The organism is Bacillus sp. K2I17 (genome assembly GCF_002209985.1).
Classification (GTDB): domain Bacteria; phylum Bacillota; class Bacilli; order Bacillales; family Bacillaceae_G; genus Bacillus_A; species Bacillus_A wiedmannii.
On record NZ_NJGF01000136.1, the window covers coordinates 1 to 16,677 of the forward strand.

The window sequence follows — 16,677 nt, forward strand, 5'->3', positions numbered from 1 at the left end:
TTAACCCCAAGGCATTTCTTTTGTTACAACTTTTGCACTTAATTCTAATACACCTTTATTTGCATAGTCTGGATATGCTGCTTCAAGTTTCGCTACAAAATCTTTTGAAGTTTTACTTTCCTCAGAAGCTTGAACCGCAGTTCTTAGGTAATCCATAGTTGCAATAATCGCTTGATTATCTAAGGATTTTTCAATTGATCCATGGCTAGGTACAATTATGTCAGCATTTAATGCTTGTAATACTTTCAAGTTCTCAATCCATGCCTCCATAGCCGCTTTTGAGCTAGTATCCGCTAAGAATACATGTATTTCGTTAAATACATCAATACCACCAATTAATACTTTTAGCTCTTTATTAAATAAGCTAGTTCTGTAATGATCTAAGCCTACTAGTTCAAATGTTAACCCCTGAAAATCAATCGTTTTTTCTTTAAACACTTGAGGTAATACTACGTTGCTTGGTGCGTTTTCTCCTAGGGCACCTTTCCAAACTTTTAATTTACCTAAGACAGAATGAACAATATGTTCAACAGTAGACTCTGTAGCATACGCTATAGCTTCTGGGTAAGCAGCCTTAATAATTTCTAATCCAAAGTAGTAATCAGGATCCCCATGAATAATAAAGATTTCATCTAAAGATATGTCGTTTTTTTTCAGATACTCAACAATTTCTTTCGAATCAGATTGAGTAAATTTTGAGTTTATTAAAAATGCATGTCCCGCTTTCTCAACTAAGGTTGCAGTGACCATAAAACTTTTTTCATCTGAACTAAACACCGTCAATTTCACATCTTTTTGATTTGTATCAATTGTTTTAAACATAGAATGTTATTCTCCTTTTGTTAAAGTGATTTACTAGTTAACATATTTTTATCTTGTTCCGACAGAAGCTCCCTCTTCAATTTACCTGAAAGTGTGATAGCACCAACAAATAGGCGAGAGATGAATGTCGGTTGGCGTAAGCTAACATGTTTGCTACTATAGTCAATAGAAACATTAAAATTGGACTCTTTTTAAAAATAAGTTGAAACTATGACTGTTATAAAAAGGTTTAAGTCCATCCACTTCTAGCCTTTTTTAAAACGTTAAATGTTATATACTGTAACTTAAAATTCATTAATATAAATTTTTAAAACGCGCTTCAATTTTATCCGGCGTCATTACCCCACCACCAATAGGGATAATTTGATTATCCTTTTGTAAAAGTAATGAAGGATAACTATTAACACCAAGCTGTCGCACTTTATTGAAATCGTTTTGGGCATCTATTATTGTTTCTTGAGCGTTTAAACGTTCTAGTACTTGTTCAGGGTCCAAACCATGCTCGATTGCAATCTTACGATATGTTTCAGGATCACTCAGACTTTGGCCCTCATAATAAAACGCTTTTTGCATAGCCGCAGTGAATTCTAACAAACGGTCTGGTGCTAATGAGCGTAAAGCTGAAAAGCCAATTGCAGCATCTTTCGAATTCATTTTAAAAGTCCCTTCTTCCACCAATTTTTGATATGAAGGACCAAATTCTGCACCTGTAAGTTGATTAATTCTTTTATTCCCCTCTTCTATATATGAGAAATTTTTTATTGGTAAATCATCTAAAAATAATCCTCCACATAAAACCGTTAACGGCATTTCAGTGTGTTCTTTGTAAAATCCTTTAATACTTTCTGAAAATCCATAGCACCATCCACAATATGCGTCCCATACGTATATAAGATTATCTTGTTTCGTCTTCATTTAAATCCCCTACCTTTATTTTTATTAACCAGTCCAGCTATCACTTAAAATTCTCAGCTAACTTTTTTGGTTTATATAAGTACATCTTTTTTATATCTTGTTCTTTTTTGAGTTACCTTACTATATTTTTCAAAACTAACCTTTCCCAAAAAGATTAGATAAGATTTCTAATGAAAGATAGCGCTGCACATCATTGCTCCAAAATAGAAGATACTAAAATTCGGAATATATCTTGATTTAAATATGTTAGTAACTTTCTACACCGGGCGATAACATGTGGACTACCATCCTTAATTAAATATATAAACCTTATTTTCACTTTAAATATCTATAAGTTGTAACTAACTCAATTACAACCTTATGTAACCATATTAGTTACAACTATAGTAGAAGTCAATTCTTTTTTAACAAAAACAATAAATTTCTACCCTAACGCTTTTAGAATTCTATTATTAAAAACTGACTTCTTGTTCTTAAATTTGTTAAAAAGCTTAGTAATTCCCTAAAAACATCACTAGTAAATATGGAACAACAAATTCAAGATAATTTACAAAACAAATAATATAAGTACCTCTTTCATGGCTTACCGACAGAGTACCAGTTCTAGTACATGTTTTTTTTCAAAGCATTACATTTTGTTTTTACCTTTAATAGAAACTACCTGATTAACTAAAACAGGAACTGTCCCACCATGACTTATAATTTTTTATCCCTGTACATTGTGCGGGAATTTTTTTCATAAAGAAAAGACACCCTAAAGTGCCTTCTTTCAATGTGAACCATCACAATTTCAATAGTAAGTATTGGACTCTCATCCAAATATACTTTTACCATGTTAAATTGTTTGATTCATTGAGGAATAGGGTTCAAATTTGGGTTAGCATCACATCGCTAACATACTAAGGTTTTATGCTACCCAAAAACAATGATTTTTACTCTGGGGATCTCAATTTTATTATTTGGGGATTTATGCTTTTCTTAGCTTGATAGCGATGTGGTAGGGCCCTATATTTGACTCTTTTTCTACACCTAGATATTCTAGAGTTCGTTCTAACATAAGTGCTGCCTGTTGACGTGTGAGTGTGCCATATGGCGTAAACTTAGTAGCTGAAACACCTCGGATAATTCCTGTATCGTATAGGGCTTGTACATCACAATACCGGCTGCGAACGTATTTACATCAAGAAGATTAATGGAGCAAATGATGATTGCCCTAAATTGGTTTGATAGCTGTTTTTGCAAAGTTTGAGCGTGATATTATTCTTTGAAATTCTCTTCTTAAAGATAATACGTAAATACAAACAAAACCAGCAAAACAACGTTCCTATGTCGTACTGGTTTTGTTGAAGTCCATTTTGAATTGTAGCTAGTTCAACGTAATTGCAAATTCTGAGTTCGGTGCCCCAGCAATTACAACCGTTCCATTCTTCGGCAGTTTTACTTTGTTATTGCCGCTCACGATGGTAAAGTTGACACATACTCCATTCTCATCATACACCGCGAACGCACCCTTCGATGGCAATGTCACGGTCATCCTTTTTCCTGCTGCCGCTTGCGGGATCGTAAACCATTTAGCATGCCCATTTGCTTGCAGAGTAACTTTGGATGATTGGCCAGCATCAAGTGGTTTTACGTTGTTTCCACTTACGTATAACAACCCGGCCATTTCCATATATTCATTGCCGCCTTCTGTATAGAAATGCGTTTCCGTCGTATCACGGCCATTCATCACGGGGATCTGGAGCTGATGCGCCGCGGTGTTCGGACCTGTAATTTTTCTGCCCTCCCAATAGCCCGCCAGGCCTTCCTTACGAATAATTTGTGTGGTAATAAGTTTCGGTTGTACGAGATATTCAATAGAACTAAATTTCTCATTCACGAGATAGAACTTGACACCTTCCCGCTTCGCCCATGCGGCAGCGGTTTTCTTCGATAGCACATTGTCTTCTAGTTTCTCGGCTAAATAGTGAGTCATCGCACCTTGCCCTAAGTCTGGTGTCGATTTATATGTGCTCTCCCTCAAATAAGTTCTTCCATTCTTCTCAGTGACAAAGTTGAGCTTAGAAGTACCCTTCTCATTAATAAAGCTTCCATCCACAGTATATACATATTTTTCTTCTCGATTAGATGGTAAGAACAGTTCTCCATTCTTCGTAATTTCAATTTTGAAATGAGTTTCGCTATTGCCATAAAAGCCCGCTTTCTTTGCCACGTCTTGAGGCATCTTGACCTTGACCGGCTTGCCAAAAGATTTGTTCGGCTTGATGTTCTTAATTGTCCCCTTCTCTTTAAGCACGGCGAGCAGCAATTCAGTTGCCAGCAGTTGATTTGTAGAGCTTCGTCCACCGGATGACAACACAGCCGCTGCCATTTTCTGTTCCGGAAGCACGACCAGTATAGCATGTTGCAGTGCCGTGTCGCCGCCCTTAGCCAAGCCTTTTATCCCATATTCACTGAATGGGTATAGTTTCACACTATCCCAGCCAAGACCATAGTTAAAAATATTATCTCCATCCCCCGGCCACATTCCTTTTTTATATTCCTCTTGCTCCATCGCCTTGACTACCTGATCAGAGAGGATCCCTTTTCCCTGTCCCATAAATAATTGTGAGAATCGTACCATATCTTCTGCCGTGGAAGAGACCCCTCCCGTACCAATCACATTCACCGATTCAATTGGAAGCTGCCCTTGGTACGCCGGAAAATAAAGTCCAGCCCGCTTTTCGTCTCTCCATTTGTCCTGCGGCGTTTTTGTATGATTCATCTTTAAGGGTTCTGTAAACCGTTGATGTAGAAATTCGGTAAAGCTCATACCGCTGACTCTTTCCACCAAAATTTCGGCCAGCGTAAAACCATCGTTGCAGTATACCGAGAACGCGCCAGGGTCTGCTTTCAGGCTCTGCTTGGACAATTGCTGCAACAAGAAATCATGGGAATAGGTATCATTATCGTTAAATAAAAATGCATTACTTAACGTGGAACCTTGCAAGCCGGAGGAGTGATTCAACAACATACGCGGGGTAATGCGTTTGTACCGCCCATCTTTCATCTTAAAATCAGGAACATAGTTAACCACAGGAGCATCCAAATCGACTTTTCCTTCGTCGACCAATTTCATTACAGCCGCTGTTGCATACATTTTACTGACTGAACCAATCCCGTATAGAGTATCTTTGGTTAGTGGCTGTTCCCCTTCCATATCGTTCTTTCCAGCCTGCCCCGACAAAGTAAGCTTGCCATTATCAATTAGCGCATACTGCACGCTAGTCGTCCCATGGGACTTCGTGAGTAGCGCAGCCTTCTCTGCTGCAATCTTCTTCAGCTCTTGGCTAGCTACTTCTACGTTAGATACAACTGTAGTCTTACTATCAGAAAATGCTTTCGCCCCTGTTGGTAGAATCATAGTTAGCGCTAATGTAGCGGCTAATACACCAGTTAGTTTATTTTTCATGAGGGAATTGCCTCCTTAGATAAGTGATCAATTTCATCATTTGTTTGTTTAACTATGAAAATATGATAAAATTTATCCGTTCTTCCTTTTGGCCTACTTGCTAAATTCAGCAAGTAAAATATTTTTAAAAGGATCAGGACTATCAGCATTAAGGCTGTTCAAATTGACAGCTAATGTATGCTTGCCTCCAAGTGTACCTCCAGCAAAAGTAACAAACCCTGGAATGCTACCTCCGTGTCCCCATATTGAGACACCGTTTGGAAGCTTAGTTTCATAGATTCCAAGACCATATCTGCCAAGTGCAACTTCTCCTGTTGGAACTGTAGTAAGCATTTGTTTTAGTTGCTGTTCTTTTATTAATTTACCTCCAAGTAAGTAAGAGAAGAATTTGTTTAAATCATCAGCAGTAGAAATCATATCTCCAGCCGAGCTCCCCATACTTGGGTTATAATACGTAACATCTTTTGGCTCACTTGCTCCGTCTAGTTGGATATATCCACGGGCATGCTTGGTTCCTGGAATCACGCTTGAATTGCCAGGTAAGAATGTATTCGATAATTCAAGCGGTTCAATAATCCGATTTTCAATCTCTTCCGCATAGCTGTTCCCGGTTACTGTTTCAATAAGGATCCCTAGTAATACGTATCCTGTATTTGAATAAGACCAGCTCTTTCCTGGAGCAAAATCTGGGGGCATCGAAATCCCCATCTTTACTAATTCTTCAGCCCTATACGATTTTTTTGTATCCATAAGATTAAAACTTTTTGACCTTGTGTATTCAGCGATACCACTTGTGTGGTTCAATACTTGCCGGATAGTAAACTGTTTATCATCATATCCGTTTCCTTGAATGACACCAGGCAACCATTTTTCAATAGAGTCGTCTAGATTCAAGCGGTTCTCTTCGGCTAATTGAAGTACAACTGTTGCCGTGAACGTCTTCGTCACGCTACCAATGCGAAAGCGAAAATCTGTTTTCATTGGTTTCTTGCTGCTCAGATTCGCTACCCCAGCGGCATAACTCCATGTTTTTCCACCCTCAGAAGTTTTAGCAAGTATCCCCGGGAATCCAAGTTGCAATGTATCCCGCACTGCTTGCTTGACAGAATTACGATCTCGTTGAGTACTTGTTTGTACCGAACTAGATACACTTTGAGTAGGTTCTGCTTTTACAATTAAGGTTGGCGTTGTGTATAACAGAGAACTTCCAGCTATTAAAAGGGCCAGACTTGCACATGTAATTTGACTACGTGTTTTCATAGGGCATCCCTCTCCTCTATTCATATTGTATAGGTGGTTTCTTGCTATTTCGTATTAACCACACAGCTACCATCTCCACCAATGAAAAAAGGTCAACATTGAATTCGTAATCATCTTCATATTTATTATTTTTACAAACGCCATTCTGTCCTGGGTAAATCCCTCTTTTTCCACGTATATGTTAACCACATAAATTACTTCTTTTCCTTGAAACAGTCTTGTTACTGGTCTGTTTTTCATATATAAATCATATCTGTTCCGCCTTTCACGCTTCTTTATATTTTTATCATACACAATGAAAATTTCTTTTTTCTTACCCATTTCTTACAAATTACTTACTTTCAAAATCGCTTTTATAATAGGATAGAAGGAGCATCTGTGCCGTAAAGTTCAGTAAATATATTAATCAAAAAGAAACACAGTTTTTTTACTTCTGTGTTTCTTTTTACCATCCTTTTAAATATTAAGAGTCGATTTACCCTTAACAGGATGAATTCTGGCTCTTTTCTAATGTAATTTTTTTCTTGCAATACAACACAAATGACATTGTGCTGCATGAAACACTCCTAACGTTGTTAAAATCACTTGTTTTTAAGTCAAAATTTATTTAACTTAGGGCGGATCCTCCATATCCATCAGCTTAAGAAAAATAAACGCCCTCAAAACGAAAAAATAAGCTACCTTCTCAAAGTAACTACCTGTAGAAAAAGAAAATGTTCATTTAGGAGATATATTAAAACCTTAGCTTGATAGTAATGTGGGGCTACCCCACATCCATCAACTTAAGGAGAATAAACGCCACCAAAACAAAAAAAGCCCCAAATTTTTCTCGAAAATAAGGTGGGGCTTTTGAACCAGAAAAGTATATTTTTAACTATGAAAACTACGGTAAATTTTTCCTTTTTCTCTACTTGCTAAATTCAGCAAGTAAAATATTTTTAAAAGGATTAGGACTGTCAGTTCTACCCAAACTATTCCAATTGACAACCAACGTATGCTTACCTCCAAGTGTACCTCCAACAAGAGTAGTAAACCCTAGAATGCCACCTGTGTGTCCCCATATCGAGACACCGCTTGGAAGCTTAGTTTCATAGATTCCAAGACCATATCCATCGATTCCTTCTCTTCCTGTAGGAACTGTAGTAAGCATTTGTTTTAGTTGTTGTTCTTTCAGTAATTTGCCACCGAGCAAGTAAGAGAAGAATTTGTTTAAGTCGTCAGCAGTAGAAATCATATCTCCAGCCGAGCTACCTGCACTTGGGTTATAATAAGTAACGTCTTTTAGCTCACTTGCTCCGTCTGGTTGGTCATATCCACGGGCATGGTTAGTGCCTGGAATAACGCTTGAATTGCCTGGTAGGAATGTATTCGACAATTCAAGTGGTTCAATAATCCGATTTTCAATCTCTTCCGCATAGCTGTTTCTGGTTACTTTTTCAATAAGAATGCCCAGTAATACGTATCCTGTGTTTGAATAAGACCAGCCCTCTCCTGGGTCAAAGTCTGGGGGCAAAGAAACCCCCATCTTCACTAACTCTTTAGCCGTATACGATTTTTTTGTATCCGTAAAATCAGCGTCTTTTGACCTTGAGTATTCAGCGATACCACTTGTATGGTTCAATATATGCCGGATAGTAATCTTGTTACCATCATATCCATTTCCTTGAATGACACCAGGCAACCAGTCTTCGATGTAGTCGTCTAGATTCAGGCGATTCTCTCCAGCTAATTGAAGTACAACTGTTGCGGTGAACGTCTTCGTCACACTCCCAATGCGAAAGCGAAAATCTGTTTTCATTGGTTTCTTGGTTCTCAGATCCGCTATCCCAGCGGCATACCCCCACGTTTTTCCACCCTCAGAAGTTTTAGCAAGTATCCCCGGGTATCCAAGTTGCAATGTATCCCGCATTGCTTGCTTGACGGAAGTACGATCTCGTTGCGTATTTGTTTGTAACGAACTAGATACATTTTGAGTGGGCTCTGCTTTTACAATTGAGGTTGGTGTTGTATATAACAGGGAACTTCCAGCTATTAAAAGGGCCAGACTTGCACATGTAATTTGACTACGTATTTTCATAAGGCATTCCTCTTCTCTATTCATATTATATCAGTGTTTGTTTACTGTTCCTTACTTCCTGACAAGACTTAGGGAAAGGCCCTCACGCATATAGATTAAAGCCCCAGTACAAAGGTATCTATCAATACCAACAATTTGAGCCATTTAAATCTCCATCCCTCCTATAACAAAATCATTCAAAGGTATGAAAGCATATTATGTACCCTTAGTTATTGTTAGGATTAACACAACATGAGACATAACCCCAACCCATATTTTACTTTATTTATCCATAATATGTATTGAGAAAGAATGTAAATTCGAATCCTTTCCGTCCCCCAACTATTGATCGTTTTTTTCACCTATTATAATTAGTTATTTAGAATTTCATAATAAAAACTGTAAAAAAAATAACGAGTCCCTTAACGTACAGGAAGCGGTTGAAAAATATGTCTAAACGCACAATTTTCTTTTTTTTGATATGGTGACCCCATCGCAATCAAGCTAAGGTTTTGAAGTACCCACTAAATGAACTTTTTCTTTCTCTACAGGTAGTTACTTTGAGAAGGTAGCTCATTTTTTGTTTTTGGGATGTTTACTTTTCTTAAGTTGATGGATGTGCGGTCGAACCCCTATGCATTTCATCAATCATTCCCTTGACTCTCCATTTATAGTACTGTATAGTACTAATATGAAAAAAAATACACTTACTAATAAAGATATTGCTCTGCAATCCGCTTTTACATTGTTTCTTACTAAAGGTTTTCTAGCAACAAGCATGGACGACATAGTCGCACATAGCAAAGTTTCAAAAACGAACATTTATTATTATTTTAAGAGCAAGGAGGAGCTGCTGCTCGCTATTGTTAATCAGTTGATAGAACATTACGAGCAGCGAATTAATTATATTGTGTCTCAAACTGAGCCCACCGTTCAAGAGAAATTAGAAGCGGTACTCCACATTTTAAGCGATACTATTGAACAAAATAACTACCTTGGCGGTTGTCCTTTCCTGACTCTGTATACACAGACGCCTATTGACGCGGTTGAAATTAGAGATAGAATCAAGAGTTTTTTTGAAAAACAGCTGCATGGTGTTGAATTGATTTTAGCCCAAGGGATTGCACGACAAGAACTAAAGAAAGAGCTACCCGTTAAACAAACAGCTATGTTGATTGTCTCCTCTATTGAGGGTGCTCTCTTCTTGGCTCAAGCTTCTAACAACCAAGATATGATCAAAAATTTATTTCCTACTTTAGCTTCCATGCTAAAGTAATATTTTTAGATACATTAGTACTAATTAGTACTATAAAATAATAAAGGAGTGTTTTTATTATGAATATCTTCATGACTGGCGGAACTGGTTATATTGGACGTCATTTAATCGCTGAGTTAGCTTCTCAGCATCAGATTTATGTACTTGTACGTCAAAAAAATCGTCTTCTTACCATCATCAATCAACTGGCACCCGATCAACAGAACAACATTGTTCCTGTTATCGGTGATCTAACGCAGCCTCGATTAGGTTTAAGTGATGACAGCTACAAACAATTACTTGCAACTGATCTAATTATTCACGCAGGAGGTCCAATGAATATTGAGTTGAACCTCATTGAAGCTGAACAGTCTTTCCTCACCCCTGCAAAATCCCTTGTTCGGCTAGCACAGGATATCCACGCTGAAAAAGAATTAAAGCATTTTATCCATGTCGCAGGCTTTATGAGTCCCTATCATGAACAAAATGCATTGTTGGATCTAGATCATTTGCTGGACAATCAACCGCCTTATGAAAAAATGAAGTTTTTAGCCGACTCTTATATACGAAAATCTCTTCATAACATGAGCATTCCCTTATCTACTGTTAATCCTAGTGTAATCGTCGGAGACTCCTTCTCAGGGAAAACAGAACAGATTGGAGGCCTTAGTATCTTAGTCGATGCCGTAAGGCGAAATCTTATGCCGCTTGTTCCAGGCGGCGACGATTATTGGTTACCAATGGTTCATATTGACCATGTGGCTTCGTTTATTTCAAAACTTGTTAACACAGAAGGGTTATCAAGCAATACCTACTATCTTTTAGATTCTAAGCAAGAAAGTCCGTCGATCCGAACTTTCATCAAACTCATGGCACACGAATTACAGACAACAAAGCCGTTAGGAACTATACCGCTTCCGTTATTGAAAACTGTGCTTAGAATGGGTGCTGATAAGATGCTTGGTATTCCTAAAGAATCCATGAGTTTTCTTGTTAAGTCGGAATTCCCTGTTTACAGTAAATTAGAAATAGAACAAAGGAACGGCAGAAATTCATTCGTAGTTCCGTCCACGCTCCCTTTTATCATTAGTGATTTGGATTATCGGTTAAATCATTTAGGCCTGAATCAAAATGAGCAGAAAGATTTTAGTCAACGAAGAAGGGCTAACTTAGTTTCGCTAGAGAAAGATAGGAATGAAACACCTATTATTTTTCTTCATGGGACGTTCAGCAATGCCGATGCCCTTTTGCCCCTCTCACAATTTTTAAGCGGTTTAAATACTTGGTTCGTAGATTTACCTGGATTTGGGCGTACCCCTTATCACCATAATCCTTCTGTGATAGAAGGCTATGTAGAGAGCATTTCCACTATGATCACTGAGTTGAACAGACCCGTTATATTAGTGGGGCATTCATTTGGCGGATTGATTGCGGCTCAAGTGATGGAACGGCTGCCCTCACTGATCAAACAACTCATTTTATTGCAGCCAGTACTGCATCCTATCCAACCTAAATATAGATTTCGACGTATTACAAGTTTCGTTCTAAAATATATGGAGCCCGCCCGTTTGGAAAAAGAGCTAATTCAAACCAATAGCTTCAGAACATCGAGTCAATTATTGAGTAATTACGCTCATTCTGTGGTCCGTGATTTAAAATCCCCCCGTATACGCAAAACTAACGCTACGGTCATGTCTTGCTTAACTATATCAAAATCCATCCAGTTAAATCCCGAGACATGGGATAAGAGGAAAATTAAGATACTATGGGGAGCTTTGGACAAGGATCATCATGTCCCAAAGCAGTTTGAACACTTGGATATTACACGTATTCAGTACGGTCATCAGTTTCCTGTTGAATCTCCTGAACTAACTGCTCAATGGATTTCTCAAGCTGTAACAGTATAAAGGTTCTTTTGATAGTATTGATGGAGGTGTGATTGTCAACACAAATTCAGACTGCTTTTTTAAGGGCTCGTTTTCTGAACTCAACTGAACTTAAATAACCTAAAGTTCCATGTGCATGATGATGGTTAAACTGGTTCTGTTGCAAAGTTTGAAAAAAGCATAAACAGGTTGGTAAATGCAGAACAATGTTTAGGAAGTAGCTAGTAATTGTTGAAGTTCATTGTACGTTGAAAAGGCGGAGTCTCTTTGAAGACTTCGCCTTTGTTTATATAGGGTATGAAAGGTTTCATAAGCGTGCAGATTTACTTTTTACTTTCCAAATTCAATAGATGGGATTGCCATATTTATGACTCCATCGCATGATGGTTGTTGTTTTCACTGAAATACCACGTTCTTTCAGGATTTCAGATACATCACGATAACCGAAAGAAAAACGGCAGTAGTAGCCGACAACTACTAAAATAACATCTTACTTGAATTGTTTTCCTTTAAAATATCTCATGTCCGATTCCCCTAAATCCTGTTTTCTAGAGTGTAGCTTCATGTAGAAAATTTTGCAACTTTACGATTCACTTTAGAAAATAAAGCAAGGAGGCTACACAATGCAAAACACAGTAAAACTAGATGAAATTGACCATAAAATTATGAGCTTGTTATATGAAAATGCGAGAATTTCTGTTTCAGAAATAGGACGTATTATATCCATGACGCAGCCTGCTGTAAAAGAGCGCATTAACAAACTTGAAGATCAAGGCGTTATAGCTGCATACCGAACGAAATTTGAGCCTTCTAAAATTAATAAGAACATTCAAGCATTCATCATGTTTAAAACGAGTCAATGCTCTGATTTCATCCAATGTTGTAATGCCGCTCCCGAAGTAACTGATTTATATCGAATTAGCGGGGAGTTTAATTATATGATGAAGGTCATGAGCGATTCGATGGATTCTCTCGCTACATTTGCAATTTGGATTATCGTCTCCTTTAATTGTTTTAAAGAGTGAGTTTGAGGAGAAATTGTCGTTCTGATAAAGAGATACGTATTATCCCCCGCTAACAGTAAAAGTTTTTCTTTTATGAGAAAAACCAACAAAATCAATGATTAGTAAACAAAAAAGAACATTGATATTTCAATGTTCTTTTTTGTATCTCTACTTATTAATTAGATTCCTCTTCGAATAGAGTACCCTTACCCCTGATTCCTCTGCGCCTCTCTAAACTCCTCCTTCACCTTCTCTAACAGCCCTTCTTCCGTAATTAATCGATACGCCGTATTCGCTAGTGCTTTTGCGGATGTAATTAACGCTTTATCTCCAAGTTCTGAACGTGCTGCTTCTCTAAATTCATTCGTATGCGCAATTAAGTCATCTGGACCGATTTTAATGTACGGATGAATTGTTGGTACGACTTGACTTACGTTTCCTGCGTCTGTTGAGCCGATGCCAAATCTTTCTTTCCGATTTACGTCTTCACCTTGTAATTCTAGTTCTTCGGCTACGACGTCATTATATGTTTTTGTTACGAGTAGTTCATCGATTTCGTTTTGGAATTGATGGATTTTCACTTTTGCGCCTGTTGCTAACGCTGCTCCTTGTGCGATATTTTTTACTTTTTCTGTTACTTCTGCACATCTTTTTCGCGTTGCTGCACGGATGAAGAACCTTGCTGATGCGTAGTCAGGAATAATATTAGGTGCTTTTCCGCCCTCGGTAATAACGCCATGAATTTTCACATCTGATGGAAGTTGTTGGCGAAGTGCGTTAATACCGTTATAAAGTTGAATTATCGCATCTAATGCGTTAATCCCTTCTTCAGGTGAAGCTGCGGCGTGAGCTGTTTTTCCGTAAAAATGAAAATCAAGTGGATCGACTGCTAGTGAAGGGCTCGTTGGCGCTGTTTTTCCGCTCGGATGAATCATAAGTGCCGCATCAATATCTTTAAATAACCCCGCTTTTACATAACTCGCTTTCGCACTACCATTTGGTCCTCCTTCTTCAGCTGGAGTACCAAACACGACAACTTCTCCGCCAATTTCTTCAAGCGTTTCTGATAATGCGATCGCGGCCGCAACGCTAATTGTGCCAATTAAATTGTGACCACACGCATGACCAAGTCCTGGTAAAGCATCATACTCAGCTAAAAATGCGATAACTGGCCCTTGTTTTCCTGAACTTTTTCGCGCGATAAAACCTGTTTCATGTCCAGCTATATTGTGCTGCAGCTGAAACCCTGCACTACCTAGTAATAAACTTAACGTTCTTGATGCGTAAAACTCTTGGTTACCAATCTCCGGATTCGCATGAATATCGTGACTTGTTTCTATGTACTTTTCCTTATTTCTTTCTATACTCTCTTCAATTGTTTTTCTTTGTGACGTTACTCCAGTCGCTCCCATTTCTCTTCCCCCTTATATTTTCACATAAAAAAGCCTCTTTCTAAAAGATAGAAAGAGGCTTCTGCATTTACAGTCAAAATGAGCTTCTTTCTTATCTTTCAAGTTACCTTGCTGGAATTGGCACAGTATTCATAAAAGAATCCGCTGCCGAGGTGTCATAGGGCCAGTCCCTCAACCTCTCGTGATAAGAATTTTCATAAGATTATATTAAATTATATTCATTCTATGTTCATTCCAATTAAAAGTCAAGGAATTCCTATCCGAATTTACCGAATATCTAAAAATCCTTTTAACACACCAATTGTTTCCGGTGCTTGTAATCTTGCACATACGTACGGAAATTCCATACTACCTTCAAACATCATTTGAGATGTGAGCGGTGCTCCTGCCCAAAAGATTTCATCATCGATTACGATAAACGGGAATGCTTTATTTTGTCTTTGTAACTTTACATTTTTTAACGGAACTGGTCCATCACTATACACTGTTATTTGCGCATTTGTACGCATTAACGCTTGCCAGACTCGCTTATCCACTTGCTTTGTACTTGGAAGTGAAATAATAATTTTTCGTTTTGCGGCTAAAATATCTTTCAATAACCCTTTCGGCTCTTCAAGATTCATTTCCATAAACCAGCGTAAACGTTTCGAAATTTTCCGCTCCCACAATTGTCTTGATGTCGTACGATCATACACATCTCCGTGACGTTCTATATGAGCTGTTAATTGTGATAACGCTTGTTTTCTCGAAAGGTTTTTACGCATATAATGACAATCTGATAATTGAATGAACTTCCCTCTCGCCCTTGTCACTGCAACGTTGACGAGGCGATGATTTTTATGGTCAAAGAATAACACGCCAGGTCGTTCTTGCGGATAACTATCAACCGTATCAAATATCATCATATCTCTTTCAGAACCTTGAAACTTATGAACCGTCGCCGCTAAAACTGGTATGTTTTGATATTTCGTTCTCTGCAACATTTCTCTAATACACGTTGATAAAAAGCGGGATTGTGCCCTGTAAGGTGTAACAACACCGATCGATTGAACACCATCTAACAGTCCGATTAACATCATTTGCATCGCTACTAAACCAGACATAATGTTAAATCGAGAACCAGAAGCAGCGTCCTTTAACGAAAAGGCTCCCATTAAGCTCGTATCAAATAAAACACTTGCCTCATTTGCGAACGGTTGCAATCGCGCAAGTTCTTTACGCTCTGAAACAGACGGATGATCATATACTCTATTTTTATAAATAAATGAATTTGTAAACTTCGATATATCCGCATGCATACGTCTTTGTTCCTGCAACATAAATAGGTTCGGATGTGCTTCTGATTTATTGACAGACTCAACAATCCCAGCATGGTAAAACATATCTTCCCCAAGCCATTTTCGAACGAGTTCATGGTTCGCCATCGCAATTGGAGGTAACTGTAAAAAGTCCCCACAAACGACGATACGTTTTCCAAGTGAAGCTGCTAATGCAATTTGCGGAACATATGCCATACTCACTTCATCTACGACAACTAAATCAAATGTACGCTCATAAATAAGTGAATCAATGGCACATTTCGATAAAGTTGCGCCGATTACTTTTGCATTTTCAATATATTCTTTTTCTACTTCTTTAATTTTCGCTTTTTGCTTTCGAAGATCACTTTCAATCTCTTGTATACGCTTCTTATCAGCAGAAGTCGCTTTATATGATAAAATCTTTTCACGAAGATCTTGTCGTGTTTCTTCTAAATAGAGTCTTTCTTCTCCCCATGATCCGTTCGTCGTTTCAACTAACTTCGACGTAAGTAATGTTTCATGATTTCGTATATGTTCATGTTGACTATAACCGTAACGAACAATTTCGCCAGGTGTCCATTTCTTTTTCTTCTCAATTTGCTTCGTTACTTCACTCATTAATACGTCTACTGCCGCATTACTATGAGCTAATACAAGTACCGATTTTCCTTTTTGATAATGCGCCGAAATAATACGTGATAAATTGTAAGACTTCCCTGTTCCAGGGGGTCCCCACACGTACGTTGTCGGATTGTAAAATGAACGATATGCCAATTCATTTTTCGGATTTTTCATCTTCTCAATATGTTTCGGACTGCTCGTCCCATCAACAAGACGCTTTATACGATTACGTTTTAACTTATCTTTATGTGCCTCTTTCAATCGCTCTTGTAGTTGCTCTAACAATTGCCACGGTTCACTGTATAAAACAGCTTCTCGTATTTCACCTTGTATATAATCATTTAATTTCAGTTCTATTTCTAATCCATGTACAGATAATACTTCTCCTGTCGCTTCCTCACCATCAAACTCAATTCGAATTGGTGAACCTTCCGGTAAGCTTACTTCCGATATGAGCTGAAATACGTATACTGTACTTTCATAATCTGTATATAAAAAACGACCGTTCATGATAGAAATTTTACTACCACCTATCGTTTTCCAATGTTTAATTTCATACGCTAATGCATAATGCCACTCTTTCATCGTTGCCGATAATGAAGGAGTTTGAGTAGGTGTATTCATCGTATAATCTCCTTCCTTCTCCCCAAACATACTTTCTCACTATACCATATAACAAGCTAAAATTTGTAAG

9 protein-coding genes, 3 pseudogenes and 1 riboswitch are annotated in these 16,677 nt (G+C 37.9%); of the genes and pseudogenes, 3 read left to right on the forward strand and 9 right to left on the reverse strand.

Features of this window, described 5'->3' with window-relative positions; genetic code table 11:
- The 6 genes and pseudogenes from CER22_RS31115 to CER22_RS31150 all read right to left on the reverse strand — a co-directional run bounded on the left by CER22_RS31115 (position 1) and on the right by CER22_RS31150 (position 8,525).
- The gene (locus CER22_RS31115) at positions 1-822 is read right to left on the reverse strand and encodes a cytoplasmic protein (protein WP_088063948.1); all 822 of its coding nucleotides are present in this window, start codon (positions 820-822) and stop codon (positions 1-3) included.
- 294 nt (positions 823-1,116) lie between these two features.
- Positions 1,117-1,737: a DsbA family protein gene (locus CER22_RS31120; RefSeq protein WP_088610515.1), complete on the reverse strand. Its 621-nt coding sequence runs from the start codon at positions 1,735-1,737 to the stop codon at positions 1,117-1,119.
- A gap of 967 nt (positions 1,738-2,704) precedes the next feature.
- Positions 2,705-2,875: pseudogene (locus CER22_RS34250) on the reverse strand (hypothetical protein); the annotation flags it as partial.
- A gap of 228 nt (positions 2,876-3,103) precedes the next feature.
- Positions 3,104-5,188, reverse strand: a complete 2,085-nt coding sequence (locus CER22_RS31130; RefSeq protein ID WP_088610516.1) for a serine hydrolase domain-containing protein — start codon at positions 5,186-5,188, stop codon at positions 3,104-3,106.
- A gap of 93 nt (positions 5,189-5,281) precedes the next feature.
- Positions 5,282-6,448: a serine hydrolase domain-containing protein gene (locus CER22_RS31135; RefSeq protein ID WP_088063951.1), complete on the reverse strand. Its 1,167-nt coding sequence runs from the start codon at positions 6,446-6,448 to the stop codon at positions 5,282-5,284.
- A gap of 907 nt (positions 6,449-7,355) precedes the next feature.
- On the reverse strand, positions 7,356-8,525 hold the full coding sequence (locus CER22_RS31150; protein ID WP_088063952.1) for a serine hydrolase domain-containing protein: 1,170 nt from the start codon (positions 8,523-8,525) through the stop codon (positions 7,356-7,358).
- A gap of 670 nt (positions 8,526-9,195) precedes the next feature.
- Here CER22_RS31150 and CER22_RS31155 point away from each other — a divergent pair.
- Both CER22_RS31155 and CER22_RS31160 read left to right on the forward strand, forming a co-directional pair.
- Complete coding sequence (locus CER22_RS31155; RefSeq protein WP_223270628.1) at positions 9,196-9,780, forward strand: TetR/AcrR family transcriptional regulator; 585 nt, start codon at positions 9,196-9,198, stop codon at positions 9,778-9,780.
- Positions 9,781-9,839: 59 nt separating this feature from the next.
- Positions 9,840-11,666 carry an alpha/beta fold hydrolase gene (locus tag CER22_RS31160; protein ID WP_088063954.1) on the forward strand — a complete coding sequence of 609 codons (1,827 nt, stop codon included), beginning with the start codon at positions 9,840-9,842 and terminating at the stop codon, positions 11,664-11,666.
- Positions 11,667-11,991: 325 nt separating this feature from the next.
- On the opposite strand, the pseudogene CER22_RS34000 reads toward CER22_RS31160, so the two are convergent.
- Positions 11,992-12,129, reverse strand: a pseudogene (locus CER22_RS34000) (IS6 family transposase); the annotation flags it as partial.
- Between the two features lie 139 nt (positions 12,130-12,268).
- On the opposite strand from CER22_RS34000, the pseudogene CER22_RS31170 reads away from it, so the two are divergent.
- Positions 12,269-12,695, forward strand: a pseudogene (locus CER22_RS31170) (Lrp/AsnC family transcriptional regulator).
- Between the two features lie 160 nt (positions 12,696-12,855).
- Here the strand turns inward: CER22_RS31170 and CER22_RS31175 are convergent.
- Positions 12,856-14,061, reverse strand: coding sequence for a M20 family metallopeptidase (locus CER22_RS31175; protein WP_088063955.1), 1,206 nt, complete (start codon positions 14,059-14,061; stop codon positions 12,856-12,858).
- Between the two features lie 88 nt (positions 14,062-14,149).
- Positions 14,150-14,252: riboswitch (SAM riboswitch) on the reverse strand.
- A 75-nt stretch (positions 14,253-14,327) separates the two neighbouring features.
- Positions 14,328-16,637, reverse strand: a complete 2,310-nt coding sequence (locus CER22_RS31180) for an AAA domain-containing protein (RefSeq protein WP_141555666.1) — start codon at positions 16,635-16,637, stop codon at positions 14,328-14,330.
- Between the last annotated feature and the right edge of the window lie 40 nt (positions 16,638-16,677).